Below are 22,326 nucleotides of genomic sequence, written 5' to 3' on the forward strand. Positions count from 1 at the left end.
AAGTATGCGCAAGCCGGTAGTGAGCCCGGCGTGCACGGCAAGCTAAGTGGGCGTTACAGGTGCGTCTGGCGCCGGCGACGCACCTGCCAGGCCAGGGCCGCGACCGCCAGCAGGGCGGTGCCGATGCGCAGGCTGGTGGCCTGCCAGCCCAGAGCGGTGGCGTCGTCGAGGCTGAACACATTCCAGGCAAGGTTCATCGAAACGTGCAGGATCAGGCCGCACCACAGGGTGTCGCCGTCGAGGTGGTCGAGCCAGGCGAAGATGAAGCCACCGAGGGCGATCACCGCACCGACGAACAGTGCGGTGCCGCCACCATCAAGCCCGCCGAATCCGAGCCAGTGCACCATGCCGAACAACAGCGCCTGCGGCAGCGCGAGCCATGGCCAGGGGACGCGCACGATATTCACCAGCAGCACGAAGCCGAGGCCGCGGAACAGCACTTCTTCGGCCAGTGGGAACAGGACCGCCAGCATCGTGGCATCCAACGCGGTCAGCGCGGTGTTCGGCGTGCCGAGCAGCGCCAGTCCCAGCCAGCAGGGCACGCTGGCCAGCAGCACCCAGAACGGGCCGCCCCAGCCGTTTCCGCGCAGCCCGAGGCTGGCCAGCAGGCCCATGCCGCGGGGGCGCAGCAGCAGGGCCAACAGCACTGCCATCAGCACCGCCAGTGCGTTGTCGAGCAGGCTGCCGCCATAGGGGATCGGCAGCGCCGGGATCGGTGTGCCGATGGCCGCGGCGATATCGCGCAGGTTCAGGCCCAGGCCGACGCCGAGCAGGACCAGCAGCACGCGTGCGGCGGCGGGCTGGCGGGACAGCACAGTCATGCACGCACCTCCGGCGGAACGAGACCGCAGTGTGCTGCGCGGCAGGTGGGCTGGCACGCGCCGGAAGTCCTTGTGCCATCGGTCATGTGTTGCCGCAGAGTCATTGCCGCGCAGGTAGAGTCGTTACCACACCGACAGGAGCGACGCCGATGCTGTGCCCCGTGTGCAAGACCCAGACCCTGCAGATGGCCGAACGCCATGGCATCGAGATTGACTACTGCCCGAGCTGCCGGGGGGTATGGCTGGATCGTGGCGAGCTGGACAAGATCATCGAGCGTGCGGGTGCGGGTGCTGCAGTACCTCCGCCAGCGCCCGTACAGGCTCCGCCGGCGTCCGCGCCGCCTCCGGTGATGCACCGTGATACCCGCCATCTCGGCCAGCGCTACGAGGACAACCGGGGCCAGGGCTACCGAAAAAAGAAGAAGGACAGCTTCCTGTCGGAGCTGTTCGATTTCTAGCTTGTAGCGTCGAGCCATGCTCGACTGGATGTCGCCGCCGATGGTCGAGCGTGGCTCGACTCTCCATGGGGCGAATGATTACGGCCGCCGCAGGATGAACTCGCGGTCGTGCGTGTCACCGACGATGAAGTCGTACTCGCCGACCTTGCTGCAGCCGTATCGCGCGTAGAAGCGCTGCGCGCCGAAGTTTTCTTCCCATACGCCCACCCACAGGGTGCGGCGGTGCGGCTGGTCCAGCCAGGCCATGAACGCGTCCATCAGGCGTGCACCATGGCCGCCGTTCTGGTGTGCGGCCAGGATGTAGAACCGCTTCAGTTCGATGTCGCCCTCGCATGCATCGGCATGGGGCAGGGTGTTGGCGCCGGCAGCCAGATAGCCGACCACGGCGTCACCGTCCATCAGCAGCCAGATCGCGCTGCGCGGGTCGGACAGTTCGGTGCGCTGCGGTTCGCTGCTGTAGTGCGCCTGCAGGAAATCATGCAGCTCCTGCGGCGGATAGGAATCGCCCCAGGTTTCGTTGTAGGTGGCGATCGCGATGGCCGACAGGGCGTCGACATCGGCCAGGGTGGCGCGGCGGATCTGCAATGACATGGGGGGGCCTGCAATGGAGCGTGGCGCAGTGTAGCCGGCCCCGGCGGCTGCCGGGGCTGGCCACTGCCTACGAACCGCTGCTCAGAACCACATGCGCACGCCGGCGACCCAGCGCGTGTCGCGCGCGTGGTCCCCGGCATAGTCGGCGGTGTCGCCAAACGTGCGTTCGTGGCTGATGCCGATGTACGGCGCAAAGCGGCGGCTGAACTCATAGCGCAGGCGCAGCCCGGCTTCGACCTTGTTCAGGCCGCGACCAATGCCGTACTCCGGTTCATCCTTGGCCGCCACGGTGGCTTCCAGCAGCGGTTGCAGGATCAGGCGGTTGGTCAGCAGTACGTCGTACTCGACCTCGGCCTTGGCCAGCACCTGGCCACCGGAGCCCATGTACAGCGTGGCCGAGCTCTCGAACTTGTACGGCGCCAGGCCCTGGATGCCGAGCGCTGCCCAGGTGCGTGAGTCGGCCGGCCGGAAGTCCTGGCGCACGCCCACCAGCACGTCCCACCACGGCGACACACTGCGGCCATACAGGGCTTCAACCGTCGATGACTCGGTGCGGCCTTTGCTGCGTTCGCCGTCGGTGCGCAGCCACAGGCGGTTGATGTTGCCACCGACCCAGCCGGTGGCCTCCCAGGCCTGGCCCGTGCTGTCCTTGCCGTCCCAGTGTTCGAGGCGGTCGATCAGCAGCAGGCTGTTGATCTCCGGCGCGTGCTCCATCGCGCCATGGGCGATCGGCGGGAAGGCCGCAGCGCGGTCAGCATCGGTGGGCACCGGGATGGGTTCGCGCGGTTCGGTGGATGCGGGCAAGGCGTGACCCATTGCTGCGTGGTCCATCGTGGAGTGATCCATCGTCGAATGGTTCATCGTCGAATGGTTCATCTTCGAATGATCCATCGTCGAATGGTCCATTTTCGAATGATCGACCGGATCGACCTGTTCGGCCGGCGTTCCTGCGGTCTTCGCCGCTGGCTCCATCGCGCCCATGTCATGCCCGGCATGCGATTGCGCGAACGCCGGCAACGCGGCAGCCAAGCCCAGGGCCAGCACGCTGGGGGAAAGCAGTGAGCGGCTCATTCTTCGATCCTCACTTCGCGCATCATGCCCGCTTCCATGTGGTACAGCAGATGGCAGTGGTACGCCCAGCGGCCGAGCGCATCGGCACGCACGCGGTAGCTGCGGCGGGTGCCGGGCGGCATGTCGATGGTGTGCTTGCGCACCTGGAATTCCTCCTGCGCGTTCTCCAGATCGCTCCACACGCCGTGCAGATGGATCGGGTGCTGCATCATGGTGTCGTTGACCAGCACGATGCGCATGCGCTCGCCGTAGTTCAGCCGCAGTGGTTCGGCGCTGGCGAACGGGATGCCGTCGAACGACCAGGAGAATTTCTCCATGTGCCCGGTCAGGTGCAGCTCGATCTCGCGGCCCGGCTCGCGGCCATCCGGATCCTCGAACAGGCTGCGCATCGCGCCGTAGGTCAGCACCTTGCGGCCGTTGTCGCGCAGGCCGATGCCAGGGTCGTCCAGCTTCGGTTCGGTCGCCGAGCTCTGCATGTCCACCAGCGGGTTGTTGCGCTCGCTGGCCGGGTGCTTTGGCGCCTTGCCGGCGGCATCGCCGCCGCCATGCGCACCGTGGCCCATGCTGGCGCCGCAGCCGCCTTCCATGCCCTTCATCGCGGTCATGTCGTGCCCGCCATGACCGCCACCGCCCATGTCATGCCCCATGTCGCTCATGGTCAGCAACGGGCGCGGGTCGCGTGCAGGGATCGGCGCCTGCAGGCCATGGCGTACCGCCAGCGTGCCGGCGGCGAAGCCGGTGCGGCCCATGTCCTGGCAGAAGATGGTAAACGCGTCCTGGCCGGTGGGCTCGACCAGCACATCGTAGGTTTCGGCGGGAGCGATGCGGAACTCATCGATGCTGACCGGATGGATGTACTGGCCATCGGCGGCGACCACGGTCATCTTCAGGCCGGGAATGCGCACATCGAAGTAGGTCATCGAGGCGCCATTGATGAAGCGCAGCAGTACCTTTTCCCCGCTGCGGAACAGCCCGGTCCAGTTGCCGGCGGGCGCTGTACCGTTCATCAGGTAGGTGTAGGTGTGCGCGTTGATGTCGGAGATGTCGGTGGGCGTCATCCGCATCCGGCCCCACATGCCGCGGTCGGACAGCGCGGCCGACCAGCCGTCACGCTTCGCATCGCGCAGGAAATCGGGCAGGGTGCGCTTGTAGTAGTTGTCGTGCTCGGCGAGCTTCTTCATGCGCCGGAACAACGCCCCCGGGTCCATGTCGGTCCAGTCGGACAGCAGGATCACGTGCTCGCGGTCGTGGTGGTACGGCGCTGGCTCGGCCGGATCGATGATCAGTGCACCGTACAGGCCGGCCTGCTCCTGGAACATCGAATGACTGTGGTACCAGTAGGTGCCCGACTGCTTCAGCTGGAAGTGGTAGTGGTAGGTCTCGCCGGGGCCGATGCCGTTGAAGCTCAGGCCGGGCACGCCGTCCATGTTGGCCGGCAGCAGGATGCCGTGCCAGTGGATGGAGGTCGGGTGGCGCTCCAGCGTGTTGCGCACGAACAGGTCTACGGTCTGGCCTTCGCGCCAGCGCAGGATCGGTGCCGGCAGCGATCCGTTGACGGTGATCGCCGGGCGGGTGAGCCCGGTGAAGTTGGCCAGCGATTCGCCGATGGCCAGTTCGATGCGGGTGTCGCTGAGGACAGCGGGGGCGCCGGCCAGGCGAGGCGTGGCGCGGGCGGCGGCAAGCGCGCGCTGCGGCACGCCGACGGCGGCGATGCCAGCGACCACGCCGCCAGCAGCCAGGCCTTGTACGAACAGGCGGCGCGACGGCATGGGCACAGCGCCCGGACCGGGGGGAATGCGGGTATTCATGGTGGTGACTCCAGACACGTGAAGACGCCGGCAGGCGGCCGGCTGCGGTGCGCAGGGCGCACGATGCGTGTGGAATCAGCCGATGGGAGGGCGCGAGATCGGCGGCAGCGGCGGCGCCGGACGCCCGCTGGCCGGGATCGGCTGCGGGGCCAGCGACAACGCGGGACCAGCCATGAACGGCAACGGCTGCACGACCAGCAGCGGGTGCTGGGCGCAGCTGCGCACGCAGTCCTTGATCTGGCAGTGGGCGTCGTGGGCGGGGGCCTTGGCCTGCGGGGCCGGGTCGGCCTGCATGCCGGCGTGGTGATGGCAGTCGGCCCCGCCGTCCACCGCAGCGGCGGCCATGGCGTGCGCCATCCGCCCCATGTCCTCGTGGCCACCGGCCATGGCCGCGTTCAGCCCGTTGAGCAACAGGCTGAGCATGAGCACGACACGCAGCAGGGTCGAGGCAAGGGACATGGCGTCAATTTAGCCGCAAGCGGGCGCGGATGCACTTGTTGCTGAATGTCGTGTTCAAGATTGGACCTGCACCAATGTAGCGCCACGCCCGCGCTCGGCGGCTTCTGCGGCAACGGCAGCCGAGCGTGGGCTCGGCTCTGCAGGGCGCCCGGCGTTATCCTTCCTCGCGCACGATCTCGACCAGGCGCGGGCCGTAACGGCTCAGCTTGGTGCCGCCGATGCCGCCGACCCGGGCCAGCGCATCCAGGCTGGTCGGGCGCTGCTCGGCGATGTTGCGCAGGGTGCTGTCGTGGAAGATCACGAAGGCCGGCACGTTCTGTTCGCGTGCCAGTTCGGCGCGCAGGCCGCGCAGCGCGTTGAACAGGGCCAGGTCCTGCGGCAGCACCGACAAGCCGGTGCGCTGCGCACTGCGCTCGCGACCGCTGCTGCTGCTGGCCGGGTCGCGGCGCATGCTGATCTGGCGCCGGCCGGTCAGCACGTCGCGGCTGGCGTCGGTCAGGCGCAGGCCACCGTGGCCCTCGCTGTCCACTTCCAGCAGGCTGGCCGCCACCAGCTGGCGGAACACGCTGCGCCAGGTGCGTGCATCCAGGTCGCGGCCGATGCCATAGGTGCTGAGCTTGTCGTGGCCCTGCTGCTTCACCTTCTCGTTCTCGCTGCCACGCAGGATGTCGATCAGGTGGCCGACGCCGAAGCGCTGGCCACTGCGGTAGACGCAGCTCAGCGCCTTCTGCGCCGGGATGGTCGCATCCCACGAAGCTGGCGGGGTCAGGCAGTTGTCGCAGTTGCCGCAGGGCTGGGGATAGGTCTCACCGAAGCCGGCCAGCAGCACCTGGCGACGGCACTGCATCGATTCGCAGTAGCCCAGCAGGTGGTCGAGCTTGGCCCGCTCCAGCTGCTTGCGTTCTTCACCGGCCTCGGATTGCTCGATCATCTGCTTGAGCAGCACCACATCGCCCAGGCCGTAGCACAGCCATGCTTCGGCGGATTCACCATCGCGGCCGGCGCGGCCGGTCTCCTGGTAGTAGCCCTCCATCGACTTGGGCAGGTCGGTGTGCGCAACGAAGCGCACGTCCGGCTTGTCGATGCCCATGCCGAAGGCGATGGTGGCGCACATCACGATGCCGTCCTCGCGCAGGAAGCGGCGCTGGTTGTTGGCGCGCACCTCCGGCGGCAGTCCGGCGTGGTAGGGCAGGGCGTTGAAGCCCTGGCCGCAGAGGAATTCGGCGGTCTCCTCGACCTTGCGCCGCGACATGCAGTAGACGATGCCGGCCTCGCCACGATGGCCATGCAGGAAATCGGTCAGCTGCTTGCGGGCATTGTCCTTCTGCACCACGGTGTAGCGGATGTTGGGGCGGTCGAAGGAACTGACGAAGTGGCGCGCTTCCTGCAGGTCGAGGCGCTCGGCGATCTCGCGCTGGGTCGGCGGATCGGCGGTGGCGGTCAGCGCGATCCGCGGGATCTGCGGCCAACGCTCGTGCAGCACGGTCAGCTGGCGGTACTCGGGGCGGAAATCATGGCCCCACTGCGACACACAGTGCGCTTCGTCGATGGCGAACAGGGCGATGCGGCTGCGCGACAGCAGCGACAGGAAGCGGCCGGTCAGCAGCCGTTCGGGGGCGACATAGAGCATGTCCAGCTCGCCGGCAAGCAGTTCGCGCTCGACGCGGCCGGCGGTCTCGGCATCCAGGGTTGAATTCAGGTACTCGGCACGCACGCCCAGCTGGCGCAGGGCTTCGACCTGGTCCTGCATCAGCGCGATCAGCGGCGAGATGACGATGCCGCAACCGTCACGCAGCAGGGCCGGTACCTGGTAGCACAGCGACTTGCCGCCGCCGGTGGGCATCAGCACCAGGGCATCGTGCCCGGCAGCGACGTGCTCCACGATGTCCTGCTGGGGACCACGGAAATCGTCGTAACCAAAGACGCGTTGGAGCAGGTCGTGCGCGGGACGGGAAGGCATCCGGCTAGTTTACCCCGGCGGGGGAGTCGGCAGGGCTGCGCCCTGGGAACGCGCCATCGCATGCGCGCTGCCGCTCCCACGCTTCGCTGCGCGAAACGCGGGCCCCACTTACCAGCTCCCAGACCCCCGCCGCTTCGCGTCCGCCCCCTGACTCAGGGGGCTCTCCCCCAGACCTGGCCCGGTGGCGGGTAGATCCACGCCATGCGTGGATGAAATCTGTCAGATATCGACAAACAAAATGGGGTCGGATCCGTTTTCCGTCGGAAAACGGATCCGACCCCAATGGCTTTGCCGGCAGATCGCGGAAATCTGTCGAAGGCGGGGTGGGTCCGGTGGCAGGGGTGTCCGCGGCATGGATGCCGCGGCCAAGCCCCCAAGGACGGGTTTACGGCGTCCCCTGCCACCGGGCCCACCCCGCCTACCCTCAGGAAACCCGCTTCTGCTGTTGCTGTTGCCGGCCAGCGGCCGGCACTACCGCGGGTGCAGGGCGCAGCCCTGCCGAGCCCCCCAAACTCTTACTGCAGCAGCGAGCGCAGCATCCAGGCATACTTCTCGTGGGTCTGCAGCCGCTGGGTCATCAGATCCTCGGTCGGGGCGTCGTCACCCTTGGCCGCCACCTCCAGCACTTCACGTGCCGTACGGCAGACCGCTTCGTTGGCGACCACCAACTGGCGTACCATTTCCCGCCAGTCCGCGCTGTCGGTCAGGCCCGGTTCCTCGGCGATCGAGGTCAGCGCAGCGAATTCCCGGTAGGAGCCCGGGGCATTGAAGCCCAGCGCGCGGATGCGCTCGGCCACATCGTCCAGTGCCGCCCACTGCTCGGTGTACTGCGTCTCGAACATGGTGTGCAGCGAGTTGAACATCGACCCGGTCACATTCCAGTGGAAGTTGTGCGTCTTCAGGTAGAGCGTGAACGCGTCAGCCTGGAAGCGCGACAGACTGTCGGCGATCTTCTTGCGGTCGCCCTGGGTGATCCCGATATCGATGTTCGGCGCCGACGGTGCCGCCGCTGCAAGCTTCTGCTTGCCGGTCTTGGCCTTGGTCGTGCTCTTGGTCTTCGCCATGGGGTTCCTCCTTGTGGAATCGTTGGCCTTCACAATAAACCGGTCGTGATGACTGGTCGCTTTCAAAGTTTTGAACGAACCGATTGATGAACTCTATCGATAAAAATCCGTCGCCCCGCCTGCGCCAACAGCGTGCCGCCATCGACGGTGCCATGAGCCGCGACCGGGGCCGTTTGCTGGGGATGCTCTCGCGTTGCCAGGCCAAGCCACAGGATGCGGCGCTGGCCGCCACCTTCGAGCAGGCCTTGCAGGCGTCGGTGCAGCGCCGGCAGGTGCGGGCGCAGCAGCAGCCGTCCATCACTCTGGACCCGCAGCTGCCGATTGCGCGTGAAGCCGATGCCATCGTCGGGCTGATCCGCGACCACCAGGTCGTGGTGATCGCCGGTGAAACCGGCTCGGGCAAGACCACCCAGCTGCCGAAACTGTGCCTGGCCGCAGGCCGTGGCCAGGCCGGCATGATCGGCTGCACCCAGCCGCGACGGATTGCCGCACGTGCGGTGGCCAGCCGCGTGGCGCAGGAACTGCGGAGCGAACTGGGCCAGCTGGTCGGCTACCAGGTGCGCTTCAACGACAAGGTCAGCGAAGACAGCCGCATCAAGTTCATGACCGACGGCATCCTGCTGGCGGAGATCGCCAGCGACCGCTGGCTGTCGAACTACGACACGATCATCGTCGACGAGGCGCACGAACGCAGCCTCAACATCGACTTCCTGCTGGGCTACCTGAAGCAGCTGCTGCGCAAGCGCCCGGACCTGAAACTGATCGTCACCTCGGCCACCATCGATACCGAACGCTTCGCCCAGCATTTCGACAATGCGCCGGTGATCAGCGTGGAAGGCCGTACCTACCCGGTGGAAGTGCGCTACCGCGCGCTGGAGGGCGAGGGCGAAGACCAGGGCGAACGCACCGTCAACGACGCCATCGTGTCGGCCATCGACGAGATCACCCGCCTGGACGCGCGCGGCGACGTACTGATCTTCCTGCCCGGCGAGCGCGAGATCCGCGATGCGCACCAGTCGCTGGAACGGCGCAAGTACCGCAATACCGAGGTGCTGCCGCTGTACGCGCGCCTGTCCAACCAGGACCAGGACCGGGTGTTCAATCCCGGGCCGAACCGGCGCATCGTGCTGGCCACCAACGTCGCGGAAACCTCGCTGACGGTGCCGCGCATCCGTTACGTGGTCGATCCGGGTTTCGCCCGCGTCAAGCGCTACAGCCCGCGCAACAAGCTGGATCGCCTGCACATCGAACCGATCTCGCAGGCCAGCGCCAACCAGCGCAAGGGCCGCTGCGGTCGTATCGCCGAGGGCATCTGCTACCGCCTGTACGCCGAAACCGATTTCCAGGCGCGGCCGGAGTTCACCGATCCGGAAATCCGCCGCTCCAGCCTGGCCGGGGTGATCCTGCGCATGCTGCAGCTTGGCCTGGGCCGCATCGAGGACTTCCCGTTCCTGGAAGCGCCGGACGAGCGCGCGGTAGCCGATGGCTGGCAGCAGCTGACCGAACTGGGCGCGATCGACGCCGAGCGACGCATGACCACCATCGGCAAGCAGATGGCACGCCTGCCGGTGGACGTGAAGCTGGCGCGCATGCTGGTCGCCGCGCAGGCCGCCGGCTGCCTGCGGCCGATGCTGGTGATCGCCTCGTTCCTGGGCATCCAGGACCCGCGCGAACGTCCGCCCGAAGCACGCGGCGCGGCCGACAGCGCGCATGCGCAGTTCGCCGATGGCCGTTCCGAGTTTGTTGGCGTGCTGCGCCTGTGGGATGCCTATCGGCAGGCCCATGAAGACCTGACCCAGTCCAAGCTGCGCGACTGGTGCGGCCGTCATTTCCTCGGCTTCCTGCGCATGCGCGAGTGGCGCGAGCTGCATCGCCAGTTGCGCCTGTTGTGCGAGGAACTGGGCTGGAAGGAAGAGGCCAGCGAGGCGTCGATGGCGCCGCTGCTGGCTGGCAGCAGTGCACCGGCCCCGGCGCGCGATGACGCGGCGGCGGTGAAGGCGACCCGTGGCCAGCTGCACCGCGCCGCACGCCTGGCCCGCGAGGGCAAGGCCGAGGCCGCACCGGCCCCGGTGGCCGTGCGTGCGCAGAAGGAGCAGGCACCGGCGGGAGGGGGTTTCAGCGAACGTGTGCGTGCCGCTGCCTACCAGACCCTGCACCGTGCGCTGGTGGCGGGCCTGCCGACGCAGATCGGCCACCGCACCGAGAAGGGCGATTTCCAGGCGCCGCGCCAGCGTCGCTTCCTGCCGTTCCCGGGTTCGGCGCTGTCCAAGCGGCCGCCGCCGTGGCTGCTGGTGGCCAACCTGCTGGATACGCAGAAGGTGTGGGGCATGACCCTGGCCGCGATCGAGCCGGATTGGGTGATTGCAGAGCTGCCACACCTGCTGCTGCGCAAGCACTTCGACCCGCACTGGTCGCGCGCGCAGGGCCAGGTGCTGGCGTCCGAGCAGATCAGCCTGTTCGGCCTGGTGCTGGCCCCGAAAAAACCGGTGCACTACGGCCGCATCGCACCGGGCGAAGCGCATGACATCTTCGTGCGCCAGGCGCTGGTCACCGGCGAGATCAATACCCGCGCCAGTTTCGTGGCCGACAACCAGAAAGTGCTGGAGATCGCCCGCGAGGAAGAGGCCAAGCTGCGCCGCGCCGGCATTGTTGCCGACGAGGACTGGCAGGCGCGCTGGTACCTGGACCGGGTACCCGCACAGATCCATTCGGCCGCCGGCCTGGATGCCTGGTGGAAGGGGCTGGCGCCGGAACAGCGCAAGTCCCTGCACTGGTCGCTGCTTGATCTGTTGCCAGGCGAGGGCAGCGAACAGGAGCGCTATCCGAAGTACCTGGCGCTGGGCCAGGCGCGGCTGCCGCTGCATTACCGCTTCGAGCCGGGCGCCGACGATGACGGTGTGACCCTGGACGTGCCCCTGCACCTGCTCAACGCGCTGGACCCGGTGCAGCTGGGCTGGTTGGCGCCGGGCTTCGTCGCCGACAAGGCCTCGGCACTGATCCGCAGCCTGCCCAAGGCGCTGCGCCGCAACTACGTGCCGGCGCCGGATTTTGGCCGCGCGTTCTACGAAGCGTTTCCGCAGCCCAGCGGGGATGCCATCACTGGTGAGTTGGCGCGTTTCCTGTCACGCGCCACTGGTGCCACGGTGACTGCGCTCGATTTCGAGCCTGGTGCGATCGAGCCGCACCTGCACATGAACCTGCGCCTGCGCGACGAGCAGGGCAAGGTGCTGGCAACCTCGCGGGATCTGGATGCGTTGCGCGCGAAATTCGGTGGCCGTGCCGGCGATGCCTTCGCTGCACGCGCTGGGCGCGAGATGGCAGCCGATGGCCTGCGTACGTTCCCGGCCACGCCGATCCCGCTGCAGGTGCCTGGCGAAGCCGGCGTGCCGGCCTATCCGGCGCTGCTCGATGAAGGCGACAGCGTGGCGCTGCGCATCTTCGCCGACCGCCAGCAGGCGCAGGAAGCGCACCCGCTGGGTGTGCGCCGGTTGCTCGAGATTGCCCTGGCCGACAAGGTGAAGCAGGCCCGCAAGCAGTTGCCGGTCGGTGCCAAGACCGGTCTTCTCTACGCGGCGATCGAATCGCAGGAGCGGCTGCGCGGCGACCTGGTCGATGCGGCGATGAATGCCGTGCTGGCCGAGGGCCTGGGGGAAATCCGCGATGCGACGGCGTTCGAGCAGCGTCGCGAACACGCTGCCAAGGCCCTGTTTGGCGAGGCGATGTCGCGGCTGAAGCTGGCCGAGACCATCCTGGCGCTGGTGGCCGAACTGAAGCCGATGCTGGAGGCGCCGCTGATGGGCTGGGCGCGCGGCAACCTGGACGACATGGAAGCGCAGCTGGCCGGGCTGATCCACCCCGGCTTCCTGCGCGACACGCCGGCCGACGCGCTGGCGCAGTACCCGCGCTACCTGAAGGCGATGATCCTGCGCACCGAACGCGCCAAACGCGATCCGCCGCGTGACCAGGCGCGCATGCTGGAACTGCATCCGTTCCTGGAAGCGCTGGAGGCGGGCGAGCAGCAGGGCCTGCGTGATCGCCCGCAATGGCAGGCGCTGCGCTGGGATCTGGAAGAGCTGCGGGTGTCGCTGTTCGCGCAGGAGTTGGGCGCGCGCACCGGCATCTCGGCGAAGAAGCTGGCGCAGCGGGTGGCCGCGCTGCGCCAGGCCTGATCGGGCGCCAGGGTCGCCCCATCCGGCGACCCTGGCGGCCAGGCATGAATCCGGCGCGGCCGGAATGCCCGGGCGCTATTTGGTCCGACGTACCTTCGGCTGCACGTTCACGCCGTCCACCTTCATGTACCAGGCGCCCATCACGCCCGGGCGCATGCTGACCTTCGGGGCATCCTTGCGGCCGCCGGAGTACTGCGTGGCATCGATCTGCTCCCATTCCTGGCCGTTCTGCAACACGTAGCGGCGGCCCTGGCCGAAGCCACGGAACTCGCCCTGCAGGTGGCTTTCGATCGGCTCGCTGCTGCCGAAGTCGAGGAAGCCGCGGTTCTTCTTGATCACTTCCTGGCGGCCTTCTTCGCGCGCGGCGGCGACGGCCTGGGTGGTGGCCGCCTCGACCTTGCCCTGCAGCCAGCGGTTGAGCGTGGCCAGTTCACCGGCACTGAGCTTGTCCAGGCCGGCGGCCTTGAACTCGGCGGGCGACATCTGCTGCTGCAGATCGCCCTCCACCACGCGCTGGGCCAGCGCAGGCGCGGACAGGGACAGCAGCACGGCGGCACAGGCCAGCAGCCGTGGACGGACGCGCGGGGCAATCGAAGGCATGGCGGGTCTCTCCTGGGTATGTTCGAGAGTGTAGCGGCATGTCCTCATGCCGGGTGGTGGTGGCCGCAGTGATTGTCCCTGAACGGTACCGGCGCTAGTGTAGGACCCTCTGTCTTGCCTGCTCGATGCTGTGAACCGCGCTTCCGTCCCCGGCCTGGATGCCTTGTTGAACCGTCCTTCGGCAGCGGTGCTGCCTGCTCCGCTGCGCCAGGCCCTGCGCGAGCACTGGGAAGCACCGGCGTGCGACCACCAGATGCGTGCCACCTGGTCGGTACTGGGCGACACCCTCGACGCGCTGGCGATGCTCTCGGCCGACGAAGGCGCGGTGGTGGCCGCCTTGCTGTTTGACCTGCCGGGCCTGCGTGCCAGCCTGGACCAGCTGCCGCTGGGCAACCACAAGGCGGCGGTGATCGGCCTGCTCGACGGCCAGGATGCCGCCGATCCGGTGTGGGCGCTGCATGCCGGCCGCGAGGCCGGGCGCAACAGTGAAGGCCTGCGCCGGCTGCTGCTGGCGATCATCCGTGACCTGCGCGTGGTGCCGATCCTGCTGGCACGCCAGCTGGCGCGGATGCGTGCGGCCGACAAGCTGGACGACGGGCAGCGCCGCGCACTGGCGCAGCTGACCCGTGACATCCACGCTCCCCTGGCCAACCGCCTGGGCATCTGGCAGCTGAAATGGGAGCTTGAGGATCTGGCGTTCCGCCACCTGGAACCGGAGACCTACCGCCGCATCGCCCGCGAGGTGGACGAAACCCGCATCGCCCGCGAGCGTTACGTCGAGAACGTCAAGAAGGTGCTGTCGCGCGAACTGGTCGCGCAGGGCATCAAGGCCGAAGTGAGTGGCCGGCCGAAGCACATCTACAGCATCTGGCGGAAGATGCAGAAGAAGCGGTTGGCCTTCGACCAGCTCTATGACATCCGCGCAGTGCGGGTGATGGTCGACGATGTTGCTGCCTGCTATGCCGCGCTGGGCGTGGTGCACGCACTGTGGGCACCGGTACCGAGTGAGTTCGACGACTACATCGCACGGCCCAAGGCCAACGACTACCGCTCGCTGCACACTGCGGTGGTCGGTCCGGAAGGGCGCACCATCGAAGTGCAGATCCGGACCCATGAAATGCACTCGCAGGCCGAGCTGGGCGTCGCCGCGCACTGGAAGTACAAGGAAGGCGGCAAGGGCGCCGAGAAGGCCTTCGATCGCAAGATCACCTGGATGCGCCAGCTGCTGGAGCAGGCCCAGGACGGGCAGGGCAATGAACTGGCCGGGGCGCTCGATGCCGAGCTGACCGAGGACCGGGTCTATGCACTGAGCCCGAAGGACGAGGTGCTGGACCTGCCGCAGGGCGCCACCCCGCTTGATTTCGCCTACCAGGTGCACACCATGGTCGGCCACCGCTGCCGCGGTGCCAAGGTCAACGGCCGCATCGTGCCGCTGACCTATCGCCTGCGCAGTGGCGACCGCGTCGAGATCCTGACCGGCAAGGAGGCCGACCCCCGTCGCGACTGGCTGATGCCGGCCAACGGCTTCCTGGCCAGCAACCGCTCGCGCGAAAAGGTGCGCAGCTGGTTCCACAAGCTGGACCGTGCGCGCAACGTGCAGGCCGGCCGCGAGCTGCTCGAGCGCGAACTGAAGCGGCTGGGCCTGCAGCACTCGGACCTCGCCATCGCGGCAAAGAAATTCCATGCCGACAGCGTCGATGACCTGTACATCCAGGTGGCGCTGGGCGATACCGGCCCGAACCAGGTCAGCCGCGCGCTGCTGGAGGCGGAGCGCGCCGCAAGCCAGCCGCCGCCGGCGCCGACCCTGCCGCGGCCGACCGCGCGTCGCGAGAATCTGGGCAAATCGAAGTTCACCGTGCAGGGCGTGGGCAACCTGCTGGTGCAGCTGGCACGCTGCTGCCAACCGGTGGCCGGCGAGCCGATCGTCGGCTACCTGACCCGTAGCCGGGGTGTCACCGTGCATCGTGCAGACTGTGCAGCGCTGGCCCGGTTGGCGGCCACCAGCCCGCAGCGCATCCTGCCGGTGGAATGGGGCCAGGCCGGCGGTGGCTATGAAGTGGACGTGGTGGTCGACGCCGTCGACCGCCGCTGGCTGCTGAAGGACATCACCAACCTGATCGCCCAGGAGGACGCTTACGTGCTCGACATCCACAGCGACAACGTGCGCAACAGCGGCCGCGCGCACCTGCGGCTGCGGCTGAAGGTGAGCGATTACGGCCAGCTGTCGACCCTGCTGGGCAAGCTCGATGCGCTGCCGGGCGTGAGCGAGGCACGTCGCCTCGGCTGAGCTTCACGCTGCCCCGGCTACCCTTGCACGCATGGAACGCGAGCCCCCGCATCGCCCGCATGGCGCTGAACATCCGGCGCTGGACCGCGTCCGCCGCGAGGGGCGTTGGTGGTGGCTGCAGGCGCGCCATGCGCGCCGGATCTGGCGCTGGGCGCTGCTGGCAGCGCTGGCGGTGTTCGTGCTGCTGGTCCTGCTGCGCAAGCCGCTGGCCGATTGGTTCTGGGATGAGCCGCAGATCGAACAGCTGCTGGCCGAAGGGGATCGGGCGCTGGCCGCCGGGCGCCTGAGCGATGCTGATGGCAGCGGTGCACGCGAGCGCTACCAGGCGGTGCTGGCACTGGATGGCGATCGCCCGCAGGCGCGCCAGGGCCTGGCCAATACCGGCGCGGCAGCGCTGCAACAGGCCCGCGACCGCTTGCAGGCCGATGACCTGGAGGGCAGTGCACGGGCACTGGCACTGGCCCGCGAACTGCAGGTGCCGCAGGCTGAAGCCGAAGCGGTTGCCCGTCAGTTGCAGGCGCGACGCAGTGCCGGTGCGGGAATCGGGGCATTGCTGGCACAGGCGCGCAATGCGTTCGCGGCCGGGCGCCTGGATGACGGCGAGAGCAGTGCATTGCCCCTGTTCCAACGCATCCTGGCCCTGCAGCCGGACAACCTGCCCGCACTGGAAGGGCGCGAAGACGCATTGAGCGACCTGCTGCAGCAGGCGCGCATGCGGGCCGGGCGAGGGGAGCTTGCCGACGCAGCGGCGATCCTGCGCCGCGCCCGTCAGTTCGATGCCGGGCATGCCGATCTGCCAGCCAGCGAGGAAGCCCTGGCGCGCGCGGTCGACCAGCGCCTTCGGCAGGCGCAGCGTTCGTTGCAACGGCAGCAGCTGGACGCAGCGGCCAGGGGCTTCCTGGCGGTGCTGGCGGTGGCCGCCGATGATCCCAACGCCCAGCGCGGGCGTGAGCAGGCCTTGCAGGCGGTGGTGGCGCGCAGCCAGAAGCTCGCCGACGATTTCCAGTTCGACGCGGCGCAACGTGATGCGGCATTGGCCGTGGAGCTGGGGGCGTCGCAGGCAGTGCAGCAGCAGCTTACGCAACGCCTGCAGCGCGCGCGGCAGGCGCAACAGGCCCTGCAGCAGCCTGCGGTCAGCAGTGCGCAGCGCGAACGCCAGCTGCGCGACCACCTGCGGAAAATCGAGCGCGCCGAGCGTGCAGGACAGTGGATCAGCCCGCCGGGACACAGTGCATTCGACGCGCTGCGCGAAGCCCAGTCACTGGCGCCCCGCGACGCGCGGGTGAAGGCCGCTGCCGCGCGCCTGCTGCCCGCCAGTCGCCGCTGCTTCGACGACAATCTGCGGCAGAACCGCGTACAGGCCGCAGGCGCCTGCCTGCAGGCCTGGCAGACCCTGTCACCGACTGCGTCGGGGTTGCCCTCGGCGCGGCTGCGCCTGGCCCAGCGCTGGCTGGCGATCGGCAGCGAACGGCTCGGCAGCGGCGACCTGGCCTTTGCCGAGCATGCCGCCGAACAGGCGCGGTTGCTGCAACCGGATCTGGCCGAACTGCCGGCGTTTGAAGATCGCCTGCGCCGCGCCGGTGGACGGGTGGACTAGTCGAAGAACACGCGCTGCACGGTTGCGCGGGCGGCTTCGAGCGAGAAATGCTCGGCGACATTGGCCAGACCGGCGTCGGACAACTGTTGCCACAACTGCGGATCCTGGTACAGGCGGATCACCGCATCGGCGAATCCTTCGGCGTCGTCGGCCACCAGCACATCCTTGCCCGGGTGCAGGTGCATGCCTTCCACGGCGCACGTGGTACCGACCACCGGCTGGCCATGGGCCATGCTCAGGTTGATCTTGCCCTTCACTCCGGCGCCGAACCGCAGGGGTGCGATGGCGATGCGCGCGCCGTCCATATAGGGCGTGATGTCTTCGACGAAGCCGTGCATCTGCACGCCGGGTTGGCGCGCGGCCAGTGCCAGCAGCGATTCCGGGGCCGCCGCGCCGATGCAGTGCAGGCGTACCTCCGGCAGGCGGGCACGGATGCGCGCGAAGACCTCGCCGATGAACCATTGCATGCCATCCAGGTTCGGCGGATGGCGGAAGCCACCGACAAACACCAGGTCGTGGCGCTGCTCGAACGCCGCGCCGGCACCGGCAACCTCGTGCAGGTTGGAGATCAGCTCCACCCGCACCCGTGGCGCATCGGCCTGCAGCTGCTCGCGCTCTGCGGCACTGACCAGCACCGTGATGTCGCACTGTTCCATCACGGCCAGTTCGCTGCTGCGGGTGCGTTCTGCGGCGCGCAGCAGGGCCGCATCGCCGGCCACTTCGGCACCGCGGCGTTCACGCAGGTAGTGCAGGTCGACGGTGTCGAACACCGTGCGTGCCTGCGGCGCATAGCGCTTGAGCAGGGGCAGGCACTCGTGGGCGACGTGGTGGCGCACCAGCATCGCCACGTCGAACCGCGAGCCGTGGCTGCGCAACCAGCCGGCCACGCCGTCAAGGAACGGTGCGTACCAGACTTCCACGCCCATCCGCTGCAGCGCTTCGGTCGCCGCGCCGGCATGCTCGCGCCGGGTCGGCACGAACACCACATGCGCACCGCCCTGCAGCAGCAGGCGGATCAGATTGACCTGGCGCAGCGATCCGGAATCACGATCCGGCTGCGGCACTTCCTCGTCCAGGATCAGCACCTGGCGCCGGCCGCGCAGCAGCAACGCCGGCGACGGCACGTCGCCGACCGCCGGGTGGCGGGCCAGTTCGGCGGCCCAGCGGGCGGCGAAGATGGCCTGGTTGCGCACCTGGTAGGCCTTCACCCCGCTGCCGGTGTCGGTGCCGTTGCTGGTGCCTTCGTCGTGGACCACCCGGCTGGCCGGCTGCACCAGCACGCGCAGGCCGTGTGCACGCACGCGGAAGGCCAGGTCGGTGTCCTCGTAGTACGCCGGCCTGTAGCGGGTGTCGAAGCCATCCAGCTGCTGCCACAGCGCGCGCGGCAGCATCAGCGCCGCACCGGAGCAGTAGTCGACGTCGCGCAGGCTGGCAAAGCGCGGATCGTCAGCCGCTTCGAAGCGGCCATAGCTCCAGCCACTGCCATCGGCGAAGATCACGCCGCCCGACTCCTGCAGGCGGCCATCCGGGTACAGCAGCTGGCTGCCGACCAGGCCGGCGCCGGGCACGCTGCCGAAGGTGTCCAGCAGGGCGTCAAGCCAGCCGGGTTGCGGCACGGTATCGTTGTTGAGCAGCACCACGTAGCGGCCGCGTGCGCGCGACACCCCATCGTTGCAGGCGTCGATGAAGCCGCCGTTGTGCTCGCGTACTTCATAGCGCAGCCCGGCCACCTGCGGCATCCACTGCACGGTGGCATCGCTGCTGCCGTCATCCACCACCAGGATCTCGCAGGCGGCCGCCGGCGGGTGCGCCGCCAGCGCGCGCAGACAGGCCAGGGTGTGGTCGACATGGTTGTAGACCGGAATGATGATGCTCACCTCCGGCGACGCGCTGAACGGCACCGCGAAGGGGGCGAACTCCTGGGCCGGCGGCAGGAACAGCGGCGTGCGCGGCGCGGGAACGGCGCGCTGGGTGTGCACGCGGATGCGTTGCCAGGTGGCCCGCCAGCCACGGGTGCGCAGGCTTGCCAGGCTCCGGCGGGCCAGGCCCGACAGGCGGTTGATCAGGTATCGGATCTCGGCCAGGGACATCGCCATCCGGTTGCAACTCCAGCTTAAGCAGGGGAACCCGGGAGAACCCGCCAGCCGCAGCGGCTGGGGTAGACTCGCCAGACCCTACATTCTCGCATTCCCGTGCCCCGACGCTACGATTCCGACGACATCGACGATTTCGACGACGACGACCAGCAGGACAGCGGTCCGCTGTGGCGGCGCCGGCTGATCACCTGGAGCATGGCTGCGGTCGCGTTGGGACTGGGGTTCCTCATTCCCTATACGCTGTACCTGAACCAGCAGGTGACCCAGCGTTTCGGCGAGCTGCGCTGGCAGATCCCGACGCGCGTATACGCGCGCCCGCTGGTACTGACCCCCGGCAAGGCGATGGATGCGTCCACGCTGAAGACCGAGCTGGCCGCCTCGGCCTACCGCGATGACGGCCAGGGCAAGGAGCCGGCCACCTACGCGGTGAACGGCGGGCGCTTCGTGATCGCCAGCCGCGGCTACAACGACGTTGACGGCCGGGTGGCCCCGCGCCGGGTGGAACTGACGCTGGCCGATGGCGGCGTGGCCTCGCTGCGTGACGCCGACAGCCGCAAGGCGTTGAAGGCGGCGCGGCTGGATCCGGCGCGTATCGCCACCCTCTATGGGCAGAAGCAGGAAGAACGCCGGCTGATCCGCATGGACGAGGCGCCGGACCTGCTGGTGACCGGCCTGCAGGCGGTGGAGGACAAGGACTTCAACCGCCACCACGGCATCGACCTGTCCGGCATCGCGCGCGCCGTGTGGGTGACGATCCGCTCCGGTGGCCAGAGCCGCCAGGGCGCTTCGACGCTGACCCAGCAGCTGGCCCGCAGCGGCCTGCTCGGCATCGGCAAGGAACAGACGATCACCCGCAAGTTCAACGAAGTGCTGTACGCGCTGATCATGGAAGCGCGCTACGACAAGCGCACCATCTTCGAGGCCTATCTCAACCAGGTGTACCTGGGCCAGCGCGGCAGCCAGGCGATCCATGGCATGTCCTCCGGTGCCGAGTTCTGGTTCGGCCGCGACCTGCAGTCGCTGGAGACCGAGCAGATCGCCCTGCTGATCGGCCTGGTCAAGGGACCGTCCTTCTACGACCCGCGGCGCAACCCGGAGCGCGCGCTGGATCGCCGCAACTTCGTGCTGGGCAAGCTGCACGAGGCCACGCTGATCGACGACGCCGAGTACCAGCGCGCACTGAAGGCACCGTTGGGCGTTCCCAAGACGCCGGGCCTGGTCGCGGCCAACCGCTTCCCGGCCTACGTTGACCTGGTCCGTCGCCAGCTCGGCCATGACTACCCGGAATCGGCGCTGCAGGGTGCGGGCCTGAGCGTGATGACCGGCATGTCGCCGTCCGCGCAGGCCTACGCCGAAGGCGCGGTGACCCGCACCATCAAGTCGCTGGAAAGCAAGCGCCGCCCCGAGCTGCAGGCCGGCATGGTGCTGACCGACGTGCACAACGGCGACGTGCTCGCGGTGATCGGCAGCCGCGAGGTGTCCGAGGTCGGCTTCAACCGCGCGATCGAGGCGCAGCGTCCGGTCGGTTCGCTGCTCAAGCCGTTCGTCTACCTGCTGGCCCTGGCGCAGCCGGACCGTTACTCGCTGGCCAGCTGGGTCGATGACTCGCCGGTGACGGTGCAGCTCGGCCGCGGTCGCAACTGGAGTCCCGGCAACGCGGACAACCGCAGCCACGGCACGGTGCGCCTGATCGACGCACTGGCGCATTCCTACAACCAGGCCACGGTGCGCGTGGGCATGCAGGTCGGCCCGGAGCGCGTGACCCAGCTGATCCATGTCCTGGCCGGCATCAAGGCCGACGCCAACCCGGCGGTGATCCTCGGCTCCACCGACCAGAGCCCGTACGCGATGGCGCAGCTGTACCAGTTCCTGGCGTCCGGCGGCGAGATCCAGCCGCTGCACGCGGTGCGTGGCGTGCTCGATCCGCAGGGCAAGCTGCTCAAGCGTTACGACAAGACGCCGGCACCGGCACAGGAAGGCGATTCGATTGCCGCCAACCTGATCAGTGTCGGCCTGCAGCAGGTGGTCGCCAGCGGCACCGCGCAGCGGCTCAATGCCGACGGCCTTGGCCGCCTGCAGCCGGCCGGCAAGACCGGTACCACCAACGACGGGCGCGACAGCTGGTACGCCGGCTACACCGGCGATCACCTGGCGGTGATCTGGATCGGCAACGACCAGAACGAGCAGGCCGGCCTGTATGGCGCCACCGGTGCGATGCGGGTCTGGTCGGGCATCTTCCAGCGCCTGCCGAGCGCGCCGCTGCGGGTCAGCAACAAGGGCCTGGACTGGCAGTCGGTCGCCCCGACCGGCCTCAACAGCACCGATGAAGGCTGCCCCGGCGCGCGCCGTTTCCCGTTCGTGGTGGGCTATGCCCCGGCCTACGCCCCGTGTGCACCGGCCGCGCCGCCGGACGGGCAGGGCGAGGCTGAAGGCGAGGGCGGTGGCTGGCGCAGCTGGTTCGGCCTGGACCGCAAGCCGGACGCCCCTGCCGAGCCTGCCGCCGCCTCTCCTCCGCCAAGCCGATGATGCCGATGAACATGCGAATCCTGCTGCAGCCCCTTGCCCTGACCGGCCTCAGCCTGGCCCTGGCCGCCTGCGTCAGTACTGCACCGCCGGTGGTCAAGCCGGTGGATACCACGACGCCGGCGCAGCGGCTGGCCGCGGTGGACGCGGCCGCGGGCCCGGATGACAAGGAATTGTCGGTGCAGCCGCTGCGTGATTCGCAGGTGGAAGACCTGCGGCTGACCGCACAGGCGCAGCGCCAGGCCAACGACCTGGCCGGTGCCGCCAGCAGCCTGGACCATGCGCTGGACATCGTGGCCGGGGACCCGGCCGTGCTGCAGGAGCGGGCTGAACTGGCGCTGCTGCAGGGCCAGTGGGCGCAGGCGGAGACGTTCGCACGCAAGGCGGTGGATCTGGGCTCGAAGACCGGGCCGCTGTGCCGCCGGCACTGGGCGACGATCGAACAGTCGCGCCTGGCGCGGGGCGAGAAGGAGAATGCGATGTCGGCGCACGCGCAGATTGAAGGCTGCACGGTGCCGGGGATCAAGCGGTACTGAATTTCCAGCCAACGGCGCAGCCCCTCGTGGCTGTGGGTTGGTCGCTGAAGCCAGAAGCAAAAGCCGCGCTTGGCCGGGCGGGGTGGGTTCGCGGGGGACGCCGTGAACCCGTCCCTGGGGGCTTGGCCGCGGCATCCATGCCGCGGACTGATCTGGCCCCCTGAAAACGGACGCCATGAAGCCGTTTCAGGCGGCAGTCCGGAGCTGCCGGGCGTAGTTGTTAGGCGAGTGGTAGCCCAGCGCCGAGTGTAGCCGGGCTGGATTGTAGAAGCCGTGGATGTAAGCA

At 68.6% G+C, this 22,326-nt stretch carries 15 protein-coding genes; 6 read left to right on the top strand and 9 right to left on the bottom strand.

Going from position 1 to position 22,326, the window contains the following annotated elements:
• Positions 1–53: 53 nt before the first annotated feature.
• Entirely contained in the window at positions 54–821 is a 768-nt protein-coding gene (locus AC5P9I_RS04475; protein WP_049469897.1) for a CPBP family intramembrane glutamic endopeptidase, read from the bottom strand.
• A 149-nt stretch (positions 822–970) separates the two neighbouring features.
• Between AC5P9I_RS04475 and AC5P9I_RS04480 the strand changes: the two genes are divergently transcribed.
• Entirely contained in the window at positions 971–1,279 is a 309-nt protein-coding gene (locus AC5P9I_RS04480) for a TFIIB-type zinc ribbon-containing protein (RefSeq protein WP_049469900.1), read from the top strand.
• Positions 1,280–1,357: 78 nt separating this feature from the next.
• Here the strand turns inward: AC5P9I_RS04480 and AC5P9I_RS04485 are convergent, their stop codons facing one another.
• From AC5P9I_RS04485 to AC5P9I_RS04510, 6 genes are all read right to left on the bottom strand, one after another.
• Entirely contained in the window at positions 1,358–1,870 is a 513-nt protein-coding gene (locus AC5P9I_RS04485) for a GNAT family N-acetyltransferase (protein ID WP_049469903.1), read from the bottom strand.
• 81 nt (positions 1,871–1,951) lie between these two features.
• On the bottom strand, positions 1,952–2,941 hold the full coding sequence (locus AC5P9I_RS04490) for a copper resistance protein B (RefSeq protein WP_049469907.1): 990 nt from the start codon (positions 2,939–2,941) through the stop codon (positions 1,952–1,954).
• The gene (locus AC5P9I_RS04495; protein ID WP_049469911.1) at positions 2,938–4,749 is read right to left on the bottom strand and encodes a copper resistance system multicopper oxidase; all 1,812 of its coding nucleotides are present in this window, start codon (positions 4,747–4,749) and stop codon (positions 2,938–2,940) included. Before AC5P9I_RS04495 ends, AC5P9I_RS04490 begins: the two co-directional genes overlap by 4 nt.
• A 75-nt stretch (positions 4,750–4,824) precedes the next feature.
• On the bottom strand, positions 4,825–5,208 hold the full coding sequence (locus AC5P9I_RS04500) for a CopL family metal-binding regulatory protein (protein ID WP_049469913.1): 384 nt from the start codon (positions 5,206–5,208) through the stop codon (positions 4,825–4,827).
• 154 nt (positions 5,209–5,362) lie between these two features.
• On the bottom strand, positions 5,363–7,168 hold the full coding sequence (gene recQ / locus AC5P9I_RS04505) for a DNA helicase RecQ (protein WP_049469914.1): 1,806 nt from the start codon (positions 7,166–7,168) through the stop codon (positions 5,363–5,365).
• A 515-nt stretch (positions 7,169–7,683) separates the two neighbouring features.
• On the bottom strand, positions 7,684–8,232 hold the full coding sequence (locus AC5P9I_RS04510) for a Dps family protein (protein ID WP_049466494.1): 549 nt from the start codon (positions 8,230–8,232) through the stop codon (positions 7,684–7,686).
• 86 nt (positions 8,233–8,318) lie between these two features.
• Between AC5P9I_RS04510 and hrpA the strand changes: the two genes are divergently transcribed.
• On the top strand, positions 8,319–12,401 hold the full coding sequence (gene hrpA / locus AC5P9I_RS04515; RefSeq protein WP_049466495.1) for an ATP-dependent RNA helicase HrpA: 4,083 nt from the start codon (positions 8,319–8,321) through the stop codon (positions 12,399–12,401).
• A gap of 75 nt (positions 12,402–12,476) precedes the next feature.
• Here the strand turns inward: hrpA and AC5P9I_RS04520 are convergent, their stop codons facing one another.
• Positions 12,477–13,001, bottom strand: coding sequence for a hypothetical protein (locus AC5P9I_RS04520; RefSeq protein WP_049466497.1), 525 nt, complete (start codon positions 12,999–13,001; stop codon positions 12,477–12,479).
• Between the two features lie 130 nt (positions 13,002–13,131).
• Between AC5P9I_RS04520 and AC5P9I_RS04525 the strand changes: the two genes are divergently transcribed.
• Together AC5P9I_RS04525 and AC5P9I_RS04530 are read left to right on the top strand one after the other, a co-directional pair.
• The gene (locus AC5P9I_RS04525; RefSeq protein WP_049466499.1) at positions 13,132–15,288 is read left to right on the top strand and encodes a RelA/SpoT family protein; all 2,157 of its coding nucleotides are present in this window, start codon (positions 13,132–13,134) and stop codon (positions 15,286–15,288) included.
• 31 nt (positions 15,289–15,319) lie between these two features.
• On the top strand, positions 15,320–16,885 hold the full coding sequence (locus tag AC5P9I_RS04530; RefSeq protein ID WP_049466501.1) for a hypothetical protein: 1,566 nt from the start codon (positions 15,320–15,322) through the stop codon (positions 16,883–16,885).
• Here the strand turns inward: AC5P9I_RS04530 and AC5P9I_RS04535 are convergent.
• A complete protein-coding gene (locus AC5P9I_RS04535; RefSeq protein ID WP_049466503.1) occupies positions 16,882–18,981 on the bottom strand; it encodes a glycosyltransferase in 2,100 nt (699 codons plus the stop codon). The genes AC5P9I_RS04530 and AC5P9I_RS04535 overlap by 4 nt on opposite strands.
• A gap of 96 nt (positions 18,982–19,077) precedes the next feature.
• On the opposite strand from AC5P9I_RS04535, the gene mrcB reads away from it, so the two are divergent.
• Positions 19,078–21,507 carry a penicillin-binding protein 1B gene (gene mrcB / locus AC5P9I_RS04540; RefSeq protein ID WP_049466504.1) on the top strand — a complete coding sequence of 810 codons (2,430 nt, stop codon included), beginning with the start codon at positions 19,078–19,080 and terminating at the stop codon, positions 21,505–21,507.
• Positions 21,504–22,040, top strand: a complete 537-nt coding sequence (locus AC5P9I_RS04545; protein ID WP_130767838.1) for a hypothetical protein — start codon at positions 21,504–21,506, stop codon at positions 22,038–22,040. Before mrcB ends, AC5P9I_RS04545 begins: the two co-directional genes overlap by 4 nt.
• Positions 22,041–22,326 lie beyond the last annotated feature (286 nt).

The sequence above is a fragment of the Stenotrophomonas sp. YJH_SMC_29 genome (assembly GCF_059371235.1).

What these genes read in the sequence shown, in the direction of transcription:
- AC5P9I_RS04475 (WP_049469897.1), bottom strand. Translation starts at nt 821, where the DNA reads ATGACTGTGCTGTCCCGCCAGCCCGCCGCCGCACGCGTGCTGCTGGTC.
- AC5P9I_RS04480 (WP_049469900.1), top strand. Translation starts at nt 971, where the DNA reads ATGCTGTGCCCCGTGTGCAAGACCCAGACCCTGCAGATGGCCGAACGC.
- AC5P9I_RS04485 (WP_049469903.1), bottom strand. Translation starts at nt 1,870, where the DNA reads ATGTCATTGCAGATCCGCCGCGCCACCCTGGCCGATGTCGACGCCCTG.
- AC5P9I_RS04490 (WP_049469907.1), bottom strand. Translation starts at nt 2,941, where the DNA reads ATGAGCCGCTCACTGCTTTCCCCCAGCGTGCTGGCCCTGGGCTTGGCT.
- AC5P9I_RS04495 (WP_049469911.1), bottom strand. Translation starts at nt 4,749, where the DNA reads ATGAATACCCGCATTCCCCCCGGTCCGGGCGCTGTGCCCATGCCGTCG.
- AC5P9I_RS04500 (WP_049469913.1), bottom strand. Translation starts at nt 5,208, where the DNA reads ATGTCCCTTGCCTCGACCCTGCTGCGTGTCGTGCTCATGCTCAGCCTG.
- recQ (WP_049469914.1), bottom strand. Translation starts at nt 7,168, where the DNA reads ATGCCTTCCCGTCCCGCGCACGACCTGCTCCAACGCGTCTTTGGTTAC.
- AC5P9I_RS04510 (WP_049466494.1), bottom strand. Translation starts at nt 8,232, where the DNA reads ATGGCGAAGACCAAGAGCACGACCAAGGCCAAGACCGGCAAGCAGAAG.
- hrpA (WP_049466495.1), top strand. Translation starts at nt 8,319, where the DNA reads ATGAACTCTATCGATAAAAATCCGTCGCCCCGCCTGCGCCAACAGCGT.
- AC5P9I_RS04520 (WP_049466497.1), bottom strand. Translation starts at nt 13,001, where the DNA reads ATGCCTTCGATTGCCCCGCGCGTCCGTCCACGGCTGCTGGCCTGTGCC.
- AC5P9I_RS04530 (WP_049466501.1), top strand. Translation starts at nt 15,320, where the DNA reads ATGGAACGCGAGCCCCCGCATCGCCCGCATGGCGCTGAACATCCGGCG.
- AC5P9I_RS04535 (WP_049466503.1), bottom strand. Translation starts at nt 18,981, where the DNA reads ATGGCGATGTCCCTGGCCGAGATCCGATACCTGATCAACCGCCTGTCG.
- AC5P9I_RS04545 (WP_130767838.1), top strand. Translation starts at nt 21,504, where the DNA reads ATGATGCCGATGAACATGCGAATCCTGCTGCAGCCCCTTGCCCTGACC.